13 protein-coding genes are annotated in these 18,104 nt (G+C 62.9%); 5 read left to right on the forward strand and 8 right to left on the reverse strand.

Annotated elements, in window-relative coordinates; genetic code table 11:
- Positions 1-2: 2 nt before the first annotated feature.
- From gcvP to sucB, 3 genes are all read right to left on the reverse strand, one after another.
- Positions 3-2,897: an aminomethyl-transferring glycine dehydrogenase gene (gcvP, locus tag KBX07_RS04795; RefSeq protein WP_256023254.1), complete on the reverse strand. Its 2,895-nt coding sequence runs from the start codon at positions 2,895-2,897 to the stop codon at positions 3-5.
- 60 nt (positions 2,898-2,957) lie between these two features.
- Positions 2,958-4,715, reverse strand: coding sequence for a dihydroxyacetone kinase family protein (locus tag KBX07_RS04800; RefSeq protein WP_256023256.1), 1,758 nt, complete (start codon positions 4,713-4,715; stop codon positions 2,958-2,960).
- A 150-nt stretch (positions 4,716-4,865) separates the two neighbouring features.
- Entirely contained in the window at positions 4,866-7,064 is a 2,199-nt protein-coding gene (sucB, locus tag KBX07_RS04805; protein ID WP_256023258.1) for a 2-oxoglutarate dehydrogenase, E2 component, dihydrolipoamide succinyltransferase, read from the reverse strand.
- Between the two features lie 136 nt (positions 7,065-7,200).
- Here sucB and KBX07_RS04810 point away from each other — a divergent pair, with 136 nt between their 5' ends.
- Positions 7,201-7,596 (forward strand): hypothetical protein, encoded by a 396-nt coding sequence (locus KBX07_RS04810; RefSeq protein WP_040424316.1) that lies wholly within the window; start codon positions 7,201-7,203, stop codon positions 7,594-7,596.
- Between the two features lie 19 nt (positions 7,597-7,615).
- Here KBX07_RS04810 and KBX07_RS04815 read toward each other — a convergent pair whose 3' ends face one another.
- Positions 7,616-9,175, reverse strand: coding sequence for a leucyl aminopeptidase (locus KBX07_RS04815; RefSeq protein ID WP_255997888.1), 1,560 nt, complete (start codon positions 9,173-9,175; stop codon positions 7,616-7,618).
- A 99-nt stretch (positions 9,176-9,274) separates the two neighbouring features.
- Between KBX07_RS04815 and KBX07_RS04820 the strand changes: the two genes are divergently transcribed.
- Positions 9,275-10,396 carry a branched-chain amino acid aminotransferase gene (locus tag KBX07_RS04820; RefSeq protein WP_256019621.1) on the forward strand — a complete coding sequence of 374 codons (1,122 nt, stop codon included), beginning with the start codon at positions 9,275-9,277 and terminating at the stop codon, positions 10,394-10,396.
- Here KBX07_RS04820 and KBX07_RS04825 read toward each other — a convergent pair.
- Together KBX07_RS04825 and KBX07_RS04830 are read right to left on the reverse strand one after the other, a co-directional pair.
- Positions 10,393-11,430, reverse strand: a complete 1,038-nt coding sequence (locus KBX07_RS04825; protein ID WP_256023260.1) for a nicotinate-nucleotide--dimethylbenzimidazole phosphoribosyltransferase — start codon at positions 11,428-11,430, stop codon at positions 10,393-10,395. The genes KBX07_RS04820 and KBX07_RS04825 overlap by 4 nt on opposite strands.
- Positions 11,431-11,444: 14 nt before the next feature.
- The gene (locus tag KBX07_RS04830; RefSeq protein WP_256023261.1) at positions 11,445-12,185 is read right to left on the reverse strand and encodes a DUF3043 domain-containing protein; all 741 of its coding nucleotides are present in this window, start codon (positions 12,183-12,185) and stop codon (positions 11,445-11,447) included.
- 245 nt (positions 12,186-12,430) lie between these two features.
- Here KBX07_RS04830 and KBX07_RS04835 point away from each other — a divergent pair, with 245 nt between their 5' ends.
- Complete coding sequence (locus KBX07_RS04835; RefSeq protein WP_005289494.1) at positions 12,431-12,775, forward strand: iron-sulfur cluster assembly accessory protein; 345 nt, start codon at positions 12,431-12,433, stop codon at positions 12,773-12,775.
- A 114-nt stretch (positions 12,776-12,889) separates the two neighbouring features.
- Here KBX07_RS04835 and KBX07_RS04840 read toward each other — a convergent pair whose 3' ends face one another.
- Together KBX07_RS04840 and asnB are read right to left on the reverse strand one after the other, a co-directional pair.
- Positions 12,890-13,951, reverse strand: coding sequence for a S41 family peptidase (locus KBX07_RS04840; protein WP_005289496.1), 1,062 nt, complete (start codon positions 13,949-13,951; stop codon positions 12,890-12,892).
- 136 nt (positions 13,952-14,087) lie between these two features.
- The gene (gene asnB / locus KBX07_RS04845) at positions 14,088-16,010 is read right to left on the reverse strand and encodes an asparagine synthase (glutamine-hydrolyzing) (protein ID WP_256023263.1); all 1,923 of its coding nucleotides are present in this window, start codon (positions 16,008-16,010) and stop codon (positions 14,088-14,090) included.
- Positions 16,011-16,370: 360 nt separating this feature from the next.
- On the opposite strand from asnB, the gene KBX07_RS04850 reads away from it, so the two are divergent.
- Both KBX07_RS04850 and KBX07_RS04855 read left to right on the forward strand, forming a co-directional pair.
- Entirely contained in the window at positions 16,371-17,462 is a 1,092-nt protein-coding gene (locus tag KBX07_RS04850; RefSeq protein ID WP_256023265.1) for a cytochrome c oxidase subunit II, read from the forward strand.
- Positions 17,463-17,481: 19 nt separating this feature from the next.
- Positions 17,482-17,913 (forward strand): cytochrome c oxidase subunit 4, encoded by a 432-nt coding sequence (locus tag KBX07_RS04855; protein WP_005289502.1) that lies wholly within the window; start codon positions 17,482-17,484, stop codon positions 17,911-17,913.
- The last annotated feature ends 191 nt before the right edge of the window (positions 17,914-18,104 follow it).

Genomic DNA, 18,104 nt, shown 5'->3' on the forward strand with positions numbered 1-18,104 from the left:
ACTTAGATCCTGTTCTCTTCGGTGACAGTCGGGTCGCGCTCTTCATCGACGTCGCTTGCGGCAATATCGAAAGCCTCCGGCGGCGGGCAGGCGCACACGAGGTTGCGGTCGCCGTAGGCCTCGTCGATGCGGCGCACCGGCGGGAAGTACTTGTTGGTCAACAGCGAGTCGACCGGGTAGACGGCCTCTTGGCGGCTGAACTGGTAATCCCAATCACCGACGACAACGCTGCGGGCGGTGAACGGTGCGTTGTGGACGACAGAGGCCTCGTAGGCGACGTGTCCGTCGATGATGTCCTGGATCTCCGCGCGGATGGAACGCATCGCTGTGATGAACCGGTCCAGCTCGGCGAGATCCTCGGATTCGGTCGGCTCGATCATCAATGTGCCTGCCACTGGGAACGCCAAAGTGGGGGCGTGGAAACCGTAGTCGACGAGGCGCTTGGCCACGTCGGCAGCGGTCACGCCGCACTGGTCGGTCAGCGGGCGCAGATCCACGATGCACTCGTGCCCGACCAATCCGTTGTTGCCGGTGTACAACACCGGGAAAGAGTCGTTGAGCTCGTGCGCGACGTAGTTAGCGTTGAGGATCGCGTTGCGGGTCGCAGACGCGAGGCCCTCTGCACCAGACATCGCGATGTACGCCCACGAGATCGGGAGCACGCCCGCAGAACCGTACGTGGTCGACGCAATGGGCACGCCGGCGCCCTCAGGAGCCTCCTGCGCGGCCTCAGAACCGCTGACCTGCGGATCAGACGGCAGGAACGGAGCCAGGTGCTTACCCACACCGATCGGGCCGACACCCGGTCCGCCGCCACCGTGCGGGATGGTGAAGGTCTTGTGCAGGTTCAGGTGCGAGCAGTCGCCGCCAAAGTCGCCGGGGCGGGCCAAGCCGGTCAGGGCGTTCATGTTCGCGCCATCGATGTAGACCTGACCGCCGACAGCGTGGACCTTCTCTGCGACCTCGGACACAGTGTCCTCGTACACACCGTGCGTGGACGGGTAGGTGATCATGATCGCCGCGACGTGCTCCCCGTACTGCTCGAGCTTCTTATCCAAGTCTTCAATGTCGATGGAACCGTCATCGGCGGTAGCCACGACGACCACGCGCAGATTCGCCAGCGTTGCCGACGCAGCGTTCGTGCCATGTGCGGATGCCGGGATGAGGCAGATGTCGCGCTCGGTGTCGCCGTTGGCCACGTGGTAGCGGCGCATCGCCAGCAGCCCGGCCAGCTCACCGGTCGCGCCGGAATTCGGCTGGACGGACACGGCATCGTAACCGGTGATTTCCACGAGCCAGCCGTTGAGCTCGTCGATCAGCTCGCGCCAGCCTTCGGTGTACTTGTCCGGCGTGAACGGGTGCACGTTGGCAAAGCCCGGCCACGTAATCGCCTCAAGCCCGGCAGTCGGGTTGAGCTTCATCGTGCACGAACCCAGCGGGATCATCGTGCGGTCGAGCGCCAGATCCTTGTCCCCGAGTTTGCGGATGTAGCGCATCATCATCGTCTCGGAGTGGTGCGTGTTGAACACCTCGTGCGTGAGCACGTCACTGGTGCGCAGCAGTGCTTCCGGCAGGTGGTTCTCGGCACCTGCTGCCGGCTGGTCAATAATGCCGAAGCCTCCGAGCAGACCGACCAGGTCGGCCTCGTCGGTGTCCTCACCAAAGCTCACGCCCACCGTGTCGGCGTCGATCGCGCGAACAAGATAACCGTTCTCAGCCAGCGCATCGACAATGCCTTGCGCACGGCCGGGCACCTTCACCGCGACAGTGTCGAAGAAGTTCTCGTGCGCGAGCTCCAGGCCCGCATTGCTTATCGACGCAGCAAACCGCCCCGCCCACTCATGCACCTGCTGCGCAATCTCGCGCAGGCCCTCCGGCCCGTGGTACACGGCGTACATGGACGCGGTGACCGCCAGCAGCGCCTGGGCGGTGCAGATGTTAGAGGTCGCCTTCTCGCGGCGGATGTGCTGCTCACGGGTCTGCAGCGACAGGCGGTAGGCGGGGAAGCCCTCAGCGTCGACCGAGACGCCGACCAGGCGGCCCGGCATCTGGCGCTTGAGCTTGTCGGTGACAGCCATGTAGGCGGCGTGCGGGCCGCCGTAGAACAGCGGAACACCGAAGCGCTGGGTGGTACCCACCGCGATGTCTGCGCCCATCTCGCCCGGGGACTCGACCAGCAGCAGCGCCAGCGGATCGGCAACCACGGTGGCCAGGCCGCCGCGGGAGTGGATCGCCTCGATAACCGGCCGAGGGTCGGTGATGTCGCCCTCTGTGCCCGGGTAGGCGACGACAACTCCGACGAAGTCTTCTCCGACCAAGTTGGAATCCAAAGCGGTGACCTCAACCTCGAGGTCGAGGGCGCGGGCGCGCTCAGCACCGACGGCGATCACCTGCGGGTGGAGACGGGCGTCCAGGATGACGCGGCGGCCCTTCTTCATAGCGCGCGACATCAGGCCGATGGCTTCAGCAACGGCAGAAGCTTCGCACAGGAGAGATGCGTTAGCGATCGGCAGGCCCGTAAGGTCCTGCACCATTGTCTGGAAGTTCAGCAGCGCCTCTAGACGGCCCTGGGAGATCTCCGGCTGGTAGGGGGTGTAGGCGGTGTACCAACCTGCATCTTCCACCACACCGCGGCGAATCACCGGCGGGGTGACCGTGGAGGAATACCCCTGGCCGTGGAAGGCGCGCAACACCGTGTTCTTGCCAGCTAGTTCGCGAAGGCGGTTCTGCGCCTCCTTCTCGCTCAGCGGCTCAGGCAAGTTCAGTGGCTGCTTGAGCAGGATTCCGGGGGGTGTTGCAGCGTCGACAAGCTCGGCGATTGAGCCGTAGCCAACGCGGTCGAGCATCTGCGCGCGTTCTTCATCAGTCGGGCCGATGTGGCGGGTGATGTAGTCCACGGTTCTCCTTTAGTTTCCGGGGTGATTCAGTTGGTCTCCCACAAGTTTAAGTGAGGGGTTTTAAAACTCGTCCACAGCTGCTTCGCCGAACAGCCACGTAACGGCAATCGCGCCGGGGTCGGGCACATCGGAAGCGGATTCGCCCAGGTAAGAGGCGCGTCCCTTCTTCGCTGCCATGCCGCGGGTCGACTTCGCGCCCTTGACTGCCGGCTCGAAAACGCGCTCCAGAACCTCATCGATTGATTCGGCGCTGGTGATGTCGGAGGCGGCCTTGGCGGCGGGAGCCAAAGCGTCGATAAGCGTGTTGTCTCCCTGCTTGGCGCCGCCAAGCTCGGTGATCGCCTCGACACCGTTGTTCAGGCCCGTCGCCAGCGTCTTCGCAAAGGCTTCCGCGCCTGCGTCGCGCGAGTCCACGCCGGTTTCAGCGAAGGCGTCGCTCATTTCGCGGAAGAACGTGCCCAGGACCGCGCCTGAGGTGCCGCCGGCACGCACGAGCATGCGGTGGGCGAAGAACTCGAGCGCTTGCTCGTCGGAGCACTTCAGCGGGGTCGTGATGTCGCCAAAAGCGGCTTCCATGTTCTGGCCGAAGTCGCCGTCGCCGGCAATGCGGTCGAGCTCGGTGAGGTCGTCGAAAGCGCCAGAGAGGCGGTCGACAAACGCGCTGAGCCACTTGTTCTTCTTGCCGTTGACCGGCTGTTCAAAATCATCCTCCATCGCAGCAAGGGCGAACTTCGGGTTGACGGCAGCGGCGGGCCAGGCAGGGGCAGATGTCTCGGCATCGAGCAGCTCCAGCATTTCTCGGTTGACCTTCGTCAACGTCAGCGAGACACCGGCCATGTTCAGAGAAGTCACCAATGAGCCGCGGTAGCCGCGCTTGACCTTGATGCCCTTTTCCTCGAGCTGCTTGCACGCCTCGCCGAAAACGAGGTCGAGCTCCAGCTCGCTCGTGCCGCCCAGCCCGTTGACCAGAAGAACAACATCGGTGTTCTCCTTGACCGTGACGTCGGCCTTGTTGAGGGAAGTGATGATCCCGTCGAGCAGTTCCTCAACGAGGTTGGCTGCCGTCGGCTTCTTCACACCCGGTTTTTGCTTGCGGCGCTCAACACCAGGCTCGCCGTGGATGCCCACACCGATCTCGATCTCCTTCTCCTCAAGGTCGAAGGTTTGGCGGTCGCTGGTGGGCAAGTGGCCTGCCTGAAACGCCACGGCCATGCTGCGGGACTGGTCGGCGGCCTTCTGCCCCCACTTGACCACATCTTTCAACTCATCACCGCGGGCAGCAGAAGCTCCGGCGATCTTCTCCACGATGATGGTCGCGCCGGTACCGCGCCGGCCGGGGGAGTCATCGTTGTCGATTTCAGTGGCGACATCGTCCGCCACGATGATCTGGCCGACTTCCCCCTCGACGGTGTTCGCCGCCACGGTGAAGTTCATGACGTCGCCCGTGTAGTTCTTCACCACATGGACCACGCCCTTGCCGCGGTCAGCCCACTCGGTGGCGGCGATGACCTGGACGGCGTTCGGGGAGGTGAACACCAGACCTGGGCAGGCCGCGTCCAGCATGCCCTCCCCAATGAAACCGGCGTGCATCGGCTCGTGGCCGGAACCGCCACCGGAGATCACGCCGACCTTGCCGCGCTGATTGCTCTCTTCCTGCGTGCGTTTGCGGCCGATGAACCCTTCGCTGTGCCACTCGGCGTCCGGGTGTGCAGCAACCAGGCCACCGATCGCCTCCTCGATGAAATCTGCCGCATCGTTTCGGAAGGATTTGAAGGTCTCGGTCTTCTTCTTTTTCGCGTTGTCCTGTGCCTTTGCCATACCTCCAGTCTAGAGGGATCGGCGAGGTGGCGTGCCCGGTTCGCAACCCGCACAGGGGTTGCACATCCGCGGTGACAATGGGATCTAGGAAAGCCGAAACCCGGCCCCAGCTGAAGCTGGAACCGGGCTCAGTGCGCGGAGACAGGGGGATTAGATGTCCAAGTCGTCCTGGAAGTCGCCGGCCTCGATGCGGTCCACGATGGTGGAGACGAAGCGGCCAGCGTCAGCGCCGTCGACCAGCTGGTGGTCGTAGGTGAACGGCAGGAAGCACATCTGGCGGATCGCGATGGAGTCGATGCCGTCCTCGGTGACAATGACCGGGCGCTTCTGGATCGCCGCGGTGCCCAGGATGCCGGCCTGCGGCGGGGTGAGGATCGGGGTATCCAGCAGTGCACCCTCGGAGCCGATGTTGGACACCGTGAAGGTGGCCCCCGACAGGTCATCCGGGCGCAGCTTCTTGTTGCGTGCGCGCTCGGCGACATCAGCCACGCCCTTGGCAATGTCAGCCAGGGTCATGTCCTGAACGTTCTTCAGCACCGGCACGAGCAGACCCTGCGGGGTGTCCACCGCGACGCCAATGTTGACGGTGTCGTGGTAGGTGATCTCCTTGGTCTCAGCGTTGTAGGACGCGTTGACGTTCGGGTGGGAAACCAGAGCCTCTGCGGCGGCCTTGATGAAGAAGTGCAGGTACGTGATGTTCACGCCGTGCTTATCGACGAACGCCGGCTTCGCAGCCTTACGCAGCTCTGCAACGCGCGTGACGTCGGCCTCCTGGACGTGGGTGAGCTGTGCAGTGATCTGCAGGGACTCGACCATCTTGGCGGCCGTGATTTCGCGGATGCGGTTGACCTTCTGGGTCGTGCCGATCAGCTCGGACTTCGCCGGGTCCACAGACTTCGTGGACCAGCGGGAGCGCGGGCCAGCGTCCTTCTGCTCAGCGGCAGCAGCCTGGGTCGACTCAGCGGAGTCGGCGGAGCCACCCTGCGCAGCAGCCAGGACATCCTGCTTGCGGATGCGGCCGCCGACACCAGTGCCCTCGATGGAGTTGAGGTCCACACCGTGCTTGTCAGCCAGCTTGCGCACCAGCGGGGTCACGTACGGCACCTTGCCGCCGTTGTCGACCTTCGCCGAGGTGTTGGTGGACTCAGCGGAGTCACCTGCAGGCTTCTCGTCCTTCTTCGGTGCCTCGGACTTCGGCTTCTCGTCCTTGGCTGCGTGCTTCTCTTCCTTGACCTCAGGCTCAGCGGGCTTCTCCTCCTTTGCAGGGGGCTCGGAAGCAGAGGTGCCAGAGTCGTCGGAAGCGGAATCGTCAGCAGCCGCCTCAGCGTCACCGACGCGGGCAATGACCTCGCCGACCTCGACGGTGTCGTCCTCTTCTGCGAGGATTTCCAGCAGAGTGCCCTCCACCGGGGACGGGATCTCGGTGTCGACCTTGTCGGTGGAGACCTCGAGCAGCGGCTCGTCGACCTCGACCATGTCGCCGACGGACTTCAGCCACGTGGTGATGGTGCCTTCGGTGACAGACTCACCCAGTTCCGGCATCTCCACGTCGGTGGACTCACCAGAGCCCTTCTTGTTGGTGGAGGACTTGTTCTCGGAGTCCTTCTTCGGTGCGTCAGCCGGGTTGTCGCCTTCGCCTTGTGCCGAGTTGTCGTCGTCGACCTCTTCGTCAGCGTCAGCAACATCGTCCTCGCCGCGGTTGGTCTGCTCCGGCTCGTCGGAAGCACCAGCTGCGTCAGCGTCACCAACACGGGCGATCACTTCGCCGACCTCAACGGTGTCATCCTCTTCCGCGAGGATCTCGACCAGGGTGCCGGCCACCGGGGACGGGATCTCGGTGTCGACCTTGTCGGTGGAAACCTCGAGCAGCGGCTCATCGACCTCAACCTCGTCGCCGACGGACTTCAGCCACGTGGTGATGGTGCCCTCGGTGACAGACTCACCCAGCTCCGGCATTTCAACATCGGTGGCGCTTCCGGAACCGCCGGACTTCTTCGGCGCGGACTCCTCCTGCGCCGGCTTCTCGTCGGTCTCTTCCTTCTCTGCCTCTGCAGAGTCGTCCGAGTCAGCCGCATCAGAGCCGGAGCCGGAGTCACCGGACGGCTCTTCGCCCTCGTCGCCGACGACAGCGATGACTTCGCCGACCTCGACAGTGTCGTCCTCCTCAGCCTTGATCTCCAGCAGCACGCCAGCGACCGGGGACGGGATCTCGGTGTCGACCTTGTCGGTGGAGACCTCGAGCAATGGCTCGTCGACCTCGACGGTGTCGCCGACCTCCTTGAGCCACGTCGTGATGGTGCCTTCGGTGACCGATTCGCCCAGCTCGGGCATCTCTACAGAGTGAGCCATGGTTGTGTGTGTCTCCTATAAAAGTTTGCAGACGTTGAATCTCTTCCCAGAGTACTCGCTTCCCAGGCATCGCGTCCGCAAGTGTGATGTCCGCCAAATACGGGGGGTGCGACAGGGGAGGCCTACAATATTGACCGTGTTCAATCTGTTCGGCTCACGCAAGAAGAATTCCCCGTTCAAGCCGCCGCGCGGCCCGGGGGAGACTGTGCGGCCGGAAGATGCCCAGTATCTCAAGCAGTGGGCGGAGCGGCATGGGTTCGTCGAGGGCTTCGTCGAGCCGGAAACGATGGTCAACGAAATGTCAGTCGTGCTCGTTGCGGACAATGGCGAGTACACGCGCCGCAACATTGGGGGACCCACGGGCATTGACGCGGTGAGCAAGATGCTGGGCATTTCGCTTTACGACGTTGAAGAGACCGGATACCCGGACCGCATGCGGAAACGGATGGAGCAGGAGCGGATCCTGCGTAAGCGCGCCGAACAAAAAGAACGCCGCGCCAAGTTCGAGCGCGGCGAAGACCCTAACGTCTAGGCGACGGAGCCCTTAAACGTTAGGAGCAGATCGAACGAATCGTCTCCACGATGGTGCGCACCGGCACACCGGTCGCCCGGGCGGGAATGAATCCGTAGGGGCCGCCGGTGTTCCAAGCGGGGGAGGCGACGTCGATATGCGCCCACGGGATCTCCTCGCCGTCGGCGGTCTCGCCCACGAACTTGGATAGGTAGGTGGCGGCGAATTCCATGCCGCCGAAGCGGTCCGAGTTGGCGTTTTTGATGTCGGCCACCTTGGAGGCGATTTCCTCGTCGTGTTCTTCCAGCATCGGCATGGCCCAGCCGGGTTCATCGATCTCGCGTGCCGTTTCGGCGATCTGGTCGCGCAGTTCGTCTGAACCCATGACGCCGAAGGTGCGCTTGCCCAGCGCCACCATCTGCGCGCCGGTCAAGGTGGATGTTTCGATGAGGTAGTCGGGGTGGTCCTCGCTGGCGCGGGCAATTGCGTCGGCAAGCACGAGGCGGCCCTCGGCATCAGTGTTGATCACCTCGGATGTCATGCCGCCGTAGTGGGTGATCACGTCGCCAGGGCGTTGCGCCGTACCGGATGGCATGTTCTCGGCCAGGGGAAGCCATGCGTCGACACGCACAGGTAGCTCGAGCGCCGCGATCGCGGAGGTAGCCGCGAGCACAGCTGCGGAACCTCCCATGTCCATCACCATCTGCTCCATCCCGGCGGCAGGTTTGATGGAGATGCCGCCGGTGTCGAAGGTGATGCCTTTACCGACGAGCGCCACGGACGTGCCCGCGTTCTCTGGCGCCCAGGAGAGGTGGACGAGACGCGGCGGACGCTCAGAACCCTGACCAACGGCGGTGATGCCGCCGAAACCCTGCTCGCGGAGCTGATCGTGGTCGAGTACCTCCACGGTGAGACCGCACCGACCGGCGACCGCAGTAGCGATGTCGGCGTAGTTGGCAGGGTAGAGCAGGTTCGACGGCGTGTTCACCAGGTCACGGGCGAGGACGACCGCGTTGGCAACGGTGACGGCGGCATCGAACTGGTCGCGGTCGGCCTCATCGCCGATGACAGTGACCAAGGGGCGCCGCGCCGGGGTGTCGCTGTACCCCTCGACCTCGGCAGTTTTCTCTCCTTCGGCGGTGTCCGGGGTGGCCTTCTCCGCACTCTTGAGGCCGTTGTAGGCGTAGCCGCCGAGCAGCAGCCCCTCCACAGTCGCGCGGATGCCGTAGCTGCCCAGAACGACTGCGTTCGTGGAGTCCTTCAGCCCCCGCGCAGCCGCACCCATCGCGCGGCGCAGAGCGGTCTCGTCCAAACCGTCCTCACCAACACCGACGGCAACGAAGAGCACACCGTCGCTGACGAGCTTCGTGATTTCCCCCAACTTGCCCGTCGCCCCGAGGGACTCGAGCTGACGGTAAACCTCAGCACTGGTCAGAGGTGACGTAGGCATCGCCAGCTCCCCATCCTCCTGCAGGACGGGGATGATCCTCGTGTTCGCTGACTCGGCTCTAGCAATGTCGGCGGCGAACTCCAGCTGCGGCATGGTGCCGTGCGCCGGTAGCAGATCGGTGAAGTGGGGAAGTTTCGCGTGAGTGGACATGCCAGCGATCCTACTGGCCTCGCTGACTACGGATAACCCCCGGTCTGGACTATGGCAGCGCGGTCGGGGGCGGTCGGGGGCGGGAGTATGATTCCGGGTATGACGAACCACAACCTCCCTGAATTCACCGTTACAAAGAACGAGAATCCGAAGAGTGCGCAGGAGCGCGCGGAGATTCTGGAAAACCCAATGTTCGGTAAGAAATTCACCGACCACATGGTTTCCATCGATTGGACTAAGGATCAGGGGTGGCACAACGCGCAGGTGCGCCCGTATGAGAATGTCTCCTTCGATCCGGCATCGATGGTGTTCCACTACGGTCAGGCCATCTTTGAGGGGTTGAAGGCCTACCGTCACGCCGACGGCACCATCGTCACTTTCCGGCCGGAACAGAACGCGCGCCGTATGCAGAACTCGGCGGAACGTCTGGCTATGCCGGAGATTCCGGAGGAGCTGTTCATTGAGTCGCTGCGCCAGCTGGTTGATATTGACCACGAGTGGGTCCCGGAGGCCGGGGGTGAGGCGGCGCTGTACCTCCGCCCATTCATGATCTCCACGCAGGTCGGGTTAGGCGTGCACCCGGCTGACTCCTACACCTTCTTCGTCATCGCGTCCCCGGCTGGCTCCTACTTCTCCGGCGGCGTGAACCCGGTCAAGGTGTGGATTAGCGACGATTATGTCCGCGCCGCGCCAGGCGGTACCGGCGCAGCCAAGTTCGCGGGCAACTACGCCGCGTCTCTGCTGGCCCAGGCGCAAGCCGAAGAGAAGGGCTGCGACCAGGTGGTGTGGCTTGACGCTATCGAGCGGACCTACATCGAAGAGATGGGCGGCATGAACCTCATGTTCGTTTATGGCTCCGGTGACAGCGCCAGGGTGGTCACCCCGGAATTGTCCGGCTCGCTGCTTCCGGGTATTACGCGCGACTCACTGTTGCAGGTCGCACGCGACCTTGGCTTTACGACGGAGGAAGTGCGCATCACAGTCGACGACTGGCGCAACGGTGCCGAATCGGGGGAAATGACCGAAACCATGGCATGCGGCACCGCAGCAGTGATCACCCCGGTCGGCCACGTCGTGGGCAATGACGTTGACTTCGCCGTCAACGGCAATGAAGCCGGTGATGTCACGATGGCGATGCGCGATCGTCTCACCGCGATCCAGCGCGGTGAGCATGAGGACACCCACGGCTGGCTGCACACCCTGGTGCAGGGCGGGAACTAAAGCACCGGGTCGCCGCTGGCGGCTTGGTTGTCAGCCTGCTGGCTGGCCTGGGCGCGCATCTCGTCGCGCACCAAGTCCACGGCAGCTTTGACCAAGGGAAGGGTGGCGGCTCCGCCAGTTGCTTGTCCCGTGGACATGTCCAGGGCAGCCACCGGCGTGAGATCAAGTGCTTGGAGGCAGACCATGTGGCACGGTTCCGGACTCAACTGGCCGGCGAGGAGCCATTCTTTCGTCCCCGGAGCGAGGCGCTCGGCGGTGTAGGCCGCAACGGCGGTGTATGCGCCGTCGATAAGCACTGGCGTACGCCGCACCGCGCATTGCGCAATGAACGCAGTGAGCGCAACGAAGTCCGGGGCCGAGATTCTCCGCAGCACTTCGAGGACATCCTCGCGCTGGTCGCGGACGCGGAACATGGCATCGCGCACCGCGGCGACTTTAGTCTTCCACACTTCGTCATTAATCCCGCTGCCGCGCCCAACGGCGACAGCCGGTTCCGTGAAGGTGAACGTGCCCATGACGGCAGCAGCGACGGTGGTGTTCCCCACGCCGAGGTCACCGAGCACGATCAGATCGCTGCCCGAATCGATCTCGTGATCCGCAGCGGACTTGCCCAATTGTGCGGCGCGCTCGAACTCGTCCGGGCTCATGGCGTCGTCGACATCGATGGGGCCGGACGGGGCGTCCACGTTGACGTCGATAAGGCGCACGGATGCCCCAGCATTCCGAGCGAGCGCACACACTGGTGCCGCACCGGATTGAATTTCCTGCGCTTGCACCGCCGACGCATCGGGAGTGAACGCAGAGACGCCGCGCTGCGCAATGCCGTGGCTACCGGCGAACACGACCACTCGCACCGTGCCCAGGGGCCTCGGTGGAGCCTCGCCTTGCCGTCCAGCCACCCACGCACCGATGCCTGCCAAGCGGCCAAAAGACAGCCCGCGCGGATTCTGTGTCAACGCTGACTGGACTGCAGCCTCCGCAGACGCGTCAGGGGCGGGGACCGGATCGAACGCGAGCGAAAGAGGAGTAGACACGGCGCGGGCCCCTTCTACACCTTGGAACCGAGAGCGACCTGCGGCTTGGGCGTGCGCCAGTTGCGTGGCTGTGACGCGCGGGAGAAGGCGTACATGCCCAGGCCAAAGCCGGTGTCGTTCTCCTCAGGGAACTTTTCCTTGACGGCCTTGTTGGCCTTGCGGCCGATGATGAACGCCTCCGCCAACACCGTCGCGATGAAAATCATCGACAACGTCGACAGCACCGCAGCCATCTGCGGCACGAACTGGCCGATGAGCATAATCAGCAACATCACGAACGCCGCCGGCATGATGTAGTTGGAGATGAAACGGCGCGAATCCACCCAATCGCGGACGTACTTGCGCACCTTTCCCTTGTCGCGGTCCATGAGGTACGCCTCTTCACCGGCGTCCATCTTGGCTTGCAATTCCTTGTTCTGTGCGCGGCGCTGCGCGCGCTCCTGCTTCTTGTAGTCCTTCCACTCTTCCTTGGACATGGACTTCTTCAGCTCTTTGCGCTTCTGCGCAGCCTGCGGAGTGGACATCGCGTTCGGGTCGCGGATCACACCGCGCTTGACCTCCTGGTCGTGGCGCTTCGGCGTGGGGCGCCCCTTCGGCGGAGTGTAGCCCTTGGGCAGTTTCTTCTCTGGGGCATTTTTAGCGCCGTCCGTGCTGGTCGTGCTGGTCACCTCGGACTTGTGTTCAGCAAGATCGACTTTGGTGGAGCCGCCGGCCGCGGCGTCGGTCGCGTCAGTTTTCTGCCAGGGAAGTTTCACGCTCTCTAGGCTACAAGGCCGGTTTCTGTTACAGCCACACAGGGTCGACGGGTTCGTGCAGCTTGACGGCCGTGGCAGTGCGCCGGTTTCTGCTCCTGGAATGCAGTTCGCATCGTGGGTGTTGGACACGGTAGAAGTCCGCTCCTTCGCTCCAAGTTAGGGTGCACTAGCATCCGTTCCGGCTCGGGGAGTAGGCTCGGACCCCGAAACTGCAACACGGCCTCAATTGGCCAAGGAGATGTTTTATGACTGCACCGACTTCCACTACCGGCGTCAAGCTGACCGACGCAGCTGCAGCTAAGGCAAAGGCGCTGCTGGATCAGGAAGGCCGCAACGACCTGTCTCTGCGCATCGCTGTGCAGCCGGGTGGCTGCGCTGGTCTGCGCTACCAGCTCTACTTTGACGACCGCGACCTCGACGGCGACAAGGCCGATGTCGTCGGCGGTGTGCGCCTCGTCGTGGACAAGATGTCTGTTCCGTACCTCATGGGCGCGGAGATTGACTTCGCAGACACGATTGAGCAGCAGGGTTTCACCATTGACAACCCGAACGCCGGTGGCTCCTGCGCCTGCGGCGACTCTTTCAACTAAGACGAACGCTCCGCTGAGAGCGAGGATTGAATTAAGCGCCCCTCGGGGCGCTTAATTCTTTAGGTTGAGTACCGGTGCCAGCCGGTGCCCCAGCATCTATTCGCAGCCGTGCTCCTATTCGCAGCCGTGCTCCTCGCGAAGCCATGTCTTGGCCGCTGCCAAAGCAGCGTCGCTCGAATCAGTCTTTGTGTCGGGTTCGATTGGATCCTCCGCGTAGGTTTGGCCGGTACGGTCGCGGTTCCTGGCTGTGGTGAGCATCAGCTCGCTGCCGTCGGGGAATTCATAGACATTATTCGCCGAGGCGAACCCAGCGGTCGGCGTGCCGAAGCTGCGGGAATTGTCCAGACCGCGGAAGGACAGCATGGTCGCCTCACCGGAAGACGCGGTCGCGTCACTGACGAGCACAGCCGTCGGCGCATCCCATTTGCCACCGGTGGTTGAGAGGGGAGTGCCGCCGCCGCTGACTGAATTCCCCTCGACCTTCACCGGCATCGCATTGCCGGAAGCGACGAACTCGATCGCAGTGCCGTCGGGGATTATGGGAGAGAGACCCGCTAGCATAGGGCCCATGTCGCCGCCGTCGTTGGTCTGTAGATCCACGATTGCGCCGCATGCGCCGTTATCGCGGGCCTGCGTCAGGCCGTTCGACAGCTCGTCAGCGTAGCTCTGCACGTCGTCGTCGCGGTGGATACCGGGCACCGTGGCGATGGCGACGGCACTCTCCACGTTGACGGTGGGTTCGGATGCGCCGTCTTCGGCGTTTTCGTCATCAACGCGCTGCTGCTTTTCATCGGGGGAGATCAGGCGCGAGTGCTTACCGCCGGCGGCGCGAACCGCGTTGTTGAGATCTTCGCGCACTTCGTCGACAGAATCCGCCTTCTTGGCCACATCTTTGGCGTGCTCGCTCGCGGCCGAGAATTCCTCCGAGTCGCTGTAGATACCTTGCTCGGCCAGCTGAAGTACCGTCGAGGTGTAGCGTTTCGGTGAGTCCGTGCCCACAAAACGTGCCGTCCCCGTAGTCATCGCGGTGACGGCCGGGCCGTAAAAGTACACGGCTACTGCAGCGACTATCACCACGGCGAGGGCTAGCGCCCCGATCACGGTCCAGACTTTCCTTCGGTTTGTCTTGGTCTCGGACTTTCGCTGTAACTGCTGGTTGCTCTGCGCGTTGGTCATAGTGCGAATTGAACCGACAGAAGCACGAAAATTCAGTAACCCTGCTTATCCAATCGGGGTAGAGCCAGCACTACCCCGTCCACCGGCGTGTGTGGTGCCGACGAGCGGGGTAGTGGGGCAGGGAGAGTGGTGAGCCTTAGAGCTTCACCGGATAATCGCGCTGCTCAACGCCGGGATCGATGCGGTGCTCGACGAAGATGCCGTGCCAGACCATGAACGCCAGCACGGTCCACAGACGACGCGAGTGGTCGGAGACACCGTCGCGGTGCTCCTTGAGCATCTCTTCGACTTCGTGTTTGTTGAAGATGTCGTCGGTCTGGGAGTCGCGGATGGTCTGCTGGGCCCAACCGTAGAGCTCGTCGCCGGCGAGCCAGTGGCGCATAGGCACGGGGAAGCCGAGCTTCTTGCGGTGCAGGACGTGCGGCGGGACGATCTGCTCCATGGCCTTGCGCAGGGCGTATTTGGTTGTTCCGTCCGCGATCTTCAGATCGTGAGGGATGGTCTCCGCGACAGCGAAGACCTCCTTATCCAGGAACGGCACGCGCAGCTCGAGGGAGTGCGCCATGTTGATCTTGTCAGCCTTGACCAGGATGTCGCCGCGCATCCACGTGAACAGGTCCAAGTGCTGCATGCGCGCGACGGGGTCCATGTCGACGGACTCGGCGTAAATCGGTGCGGTGACCTCGCGGTGGTCCCACTCGCGCTTGGCCCACGGAAGCACTCGGCGCAGCTGGTCGTAGTTGAAGGAGCGCGCGTTACCGTAGTAGCGATCCTCCATCGGCATCGTTCCGCGCTCAAGCAGTGACTTACCCTTCATTCCCTCAGGCAGAATGTGGCTTAACCGATTGAGGCCCTTGAGCAGGGGGTCCGGCATCTTCTCGAACGGCGCGAGAGACAGGGGCTCCTTATAGATGGTGTAGCCGCCGAAGAGCTCGTCCGCGCCCTCACCGGACAGGACCACCTTGACGTGCTTCCGAGCCTCTTGCGCCACGAAGAAGAGCGGGACGAGCGACGGGTCAGCCACCGGGTCGTCGAGGTACCACATGATCTTCGGGATGGACTCGGCGTATTCCTCCGGAGAGACGATCTTGACTATGTGTTCAACGCCGATCGCTTCCGCGGACTCAGCCGCGACATCGACCTCGGAGTAACCCTGGCGTTCAAAACCGGTGGTGAACGTCAGCAAGTTCGGGTTGTGCCGCTTAGCCAATGTCGCAATAGCGGTCGAGTCAATACCGCCGGAGAGGAAGGAGCCGACGGTCACGTCTGCGCGCATGTGCTTTGCGACGGAATCTTCCAGGGCGGCGGCAATAGCGTCGAAAAGCTTTTGTTCTTCGCCTTTGATCACCGGCGTGACATTGAACTGGGGCCGGAAGTAGCGCTCCGCGACGACCTCACCGCCGGGGGTCAGCGTGGCGGTGCATCCAGATTCGAGCCGGCGGATGGCCGCGTGGAGAGATTCCGGCTCCGGGACGTACTGCAGGTCCACATAATGCTCGATGGCGCGCTTATCCAGGCTCAGATCCAGCCCGAGCTCCGGCGCCATCTCCAGGATGGACTTCTTCTCCGAGGAGAAGACGGTGCCTGCGTCGGTCGTGGCGTAGTAGAGGGGCTTGATTCCGAACTGGTCGCGGGCAGCGAACATGACCCGGTCCTGGGTGTCCCAGATGGTGAAGGCGAACATGCCTCGGAGGTGGTTCACCACGTCCTTGCCCCAGTGGTGGTAGCCCACCACGATGGTTTCGGAATCACCGTGCGTGTTGAAGGTGTAGCCGAGGGCGGACAGCTCATCGCGCAGTTCTATGTAGTTGTAGATCTCACCGTTGAACGTCAGTGCGTAGCGCTGCGGGTTGTCTTCCGGCCCCCAGCGCAACGGCTGGTGGGAGTGCTCGAGGTCAATGATGGACAGGCGGTTGAAGCCGAAAACTGCGTCATCGTCGTTCCACGTCCCGGCGGCATCTGGGCCGCGGTGGTGGAAACACGGCAGGGCACGCTCGGTGGCCGCGACGAAGCGGGCAGCGTCCGAATTGCTGCTGAGCATTGCGAGAAGACCGCACATAAGTGGGTGGCTCCTTAGAAAGAGTTGAGTAAAACTAGCTCCACCCACAATAGATCTGCGGGGCGCCGCTGAGTCTATTGGTGTCGCACCACCTTTAGCCCGTCCCCGTTAGGGGTGCAACTTCCGATTGATATTCTACAAGATAAGTGTGACCGCAATTACGCCTGTGGGAAATCTGTGGTGGATCTGCGCACAGTGACTGCAGGTGACCGGCTAGGACAGCGCCTCTTTGGGTGCTCTGCGTAGGCCGTGGCTCTGCGTCGCCGAAAACGCGGGAGCCATGCAGGTTAAACATGTGGCGCTGATCCTCTATTCTGACTGGGTAGGAATATTCTGTGTGGATAGGAAGGCTTTACACACGTGGATACGGCAAAGAACCGTGGCCTCGCCAAGAAGCTCGGCCTCGCAGGGGTTATCGCCCTGAGTGGCCTGGGCCTGGCGGGCTGTGAGGTCGCACCGCCGAGCGCACTCGGCAACCTGCTGGACATGGGCTGGCCAGACCCGGTCACCCCTGAAGGTGCCAGCATGTACAACTTCTGGGTCTGGGTCTGGCTTGTAGCCTGGATCATCGGCATCATCATGTGGGCCATCTTCATCTACGCGGTCTTCGCGTGGAACGGCAAGCGCCGTCAGAAGCAGGGCCACGGCGAGTTCCCGAAGCAGCTGCAGTACAACATTCCGCTTGAGCTGGCGCTGACCATTGTGCCGATCCTGATTGTCATGGTCCTGTTCTTCTTCACGGTCCAGGCGCAGACCAAGGTTGTGGCCCTGGATAAAGAGCCTGATGTCACTGTCGATGTCACGGCGTTCCAGTGGAACTGGAAGTTCGGCTACGCGGAGGTCAAGGGAGACCTGTCGCCGGTCGGCGGGGACTATGACGGTAGCGATCTGGAGCGCCAGAAGCTGGCCGACGAGACCAAGATCGACGACGAGAACATGGTCAACGGCAACCCGATCCACGGCCAGTCTTCGAACGACCAGTCCTACCTCAACTACAACCTGATTGAGACTGTCGGTTCCACCGAGGAAGTTCCGGTTCTGGTTCTGCCGACCGACACAGCGATCGAGTTCCGTCTCGCATCCAGCGATGTGAGCCACGCCTTCTGGGTTCCGGAGTTCCTGTTCAAGCGCGATGCTTACTCTCACCCGGAGATGAACCAGCAGGAGCGCAGCTTCCAGATCGAGGAGATCACCGAGACCGGTTCCTTCGTCGGCCGCTGTGCTGAGATGTGCGGTACCTACCACGCAATGATGAACTTCGAAATCCGTGCGGTCACGCCGGATCAGTTCCGCGAGTACATGGACTTCCGCCACAACAACCCCGAAGCATCCAACTCCGAGGCTCTCGAGGCCATCGGCGAGGAGCCGTTCGCTACGTCCACCCGCCCGTTCAACTCCGACCGCACCGGCACGCGCGACGGAAACAACGCCGTCGACAACGTCGGCATCTAAGAGAGGCTAGGTACACATCATGGGTGCAGGATCAAAGGTCTTCTACGGAATCGGCGTCTTCATCGCGGTCATTGCGGTGCTCTACGCCCTGGGCACTAACTTCGTCGGCGACGACGCGTACATGGGCGGCTATGAATGGGCCGGCGGTGTGGCCCTGGTTCTCGCAGCTGCTTTCTCCTTCATGCTCGGCGGTTACCTTCACTTCACCGAACGTCGCATCGATATCCTCCCGGAGGACTGGGAGGAAGCAGAGGTTGAGGACGGCGCTGGTGTTTTGGGCTTCTTCTCCCCGAACTCCGTCTGGCCGATGGTGATGACTGGTGGCATTACCCTCATGGCTTTCGGGATCTGCTTCTGGCAGCTGTGGCTTCTGGCCCTTGGTGTCGTCGTGCTCATCTGGGGCGTGACGATGCTGAACCTGCAGTACGGTATCCCCCGGGAGAAGCACTAAGACTTCGCCGCAAAGGCGAACGTAACTTCCGCCCCCACGCCCCGTGGCGTGGGGGTTTCCATTTTTCTATTGGGGCAGACCAACCTTTCGGTCGATGGGGTGAGGGGTCATCCGAAAGTTGATGGGGGTGCACGTTTCTGCAGGCCGAATGTGTGAATCCAGTCACACGCGGGAACTAAGACGTTCGTGGC

The sequence above is a fragment of the Corynebacterium sp. CCUG 70398 genome (assembly GCF_024454055.1).
Classification (GTDB): domain Bacteria; phylum Actinomycetota; class Actinomycetes; order Mycobacteriales; family Mycobacteriaceae; genus Corynebacterium; species Corynebacterium genitalium.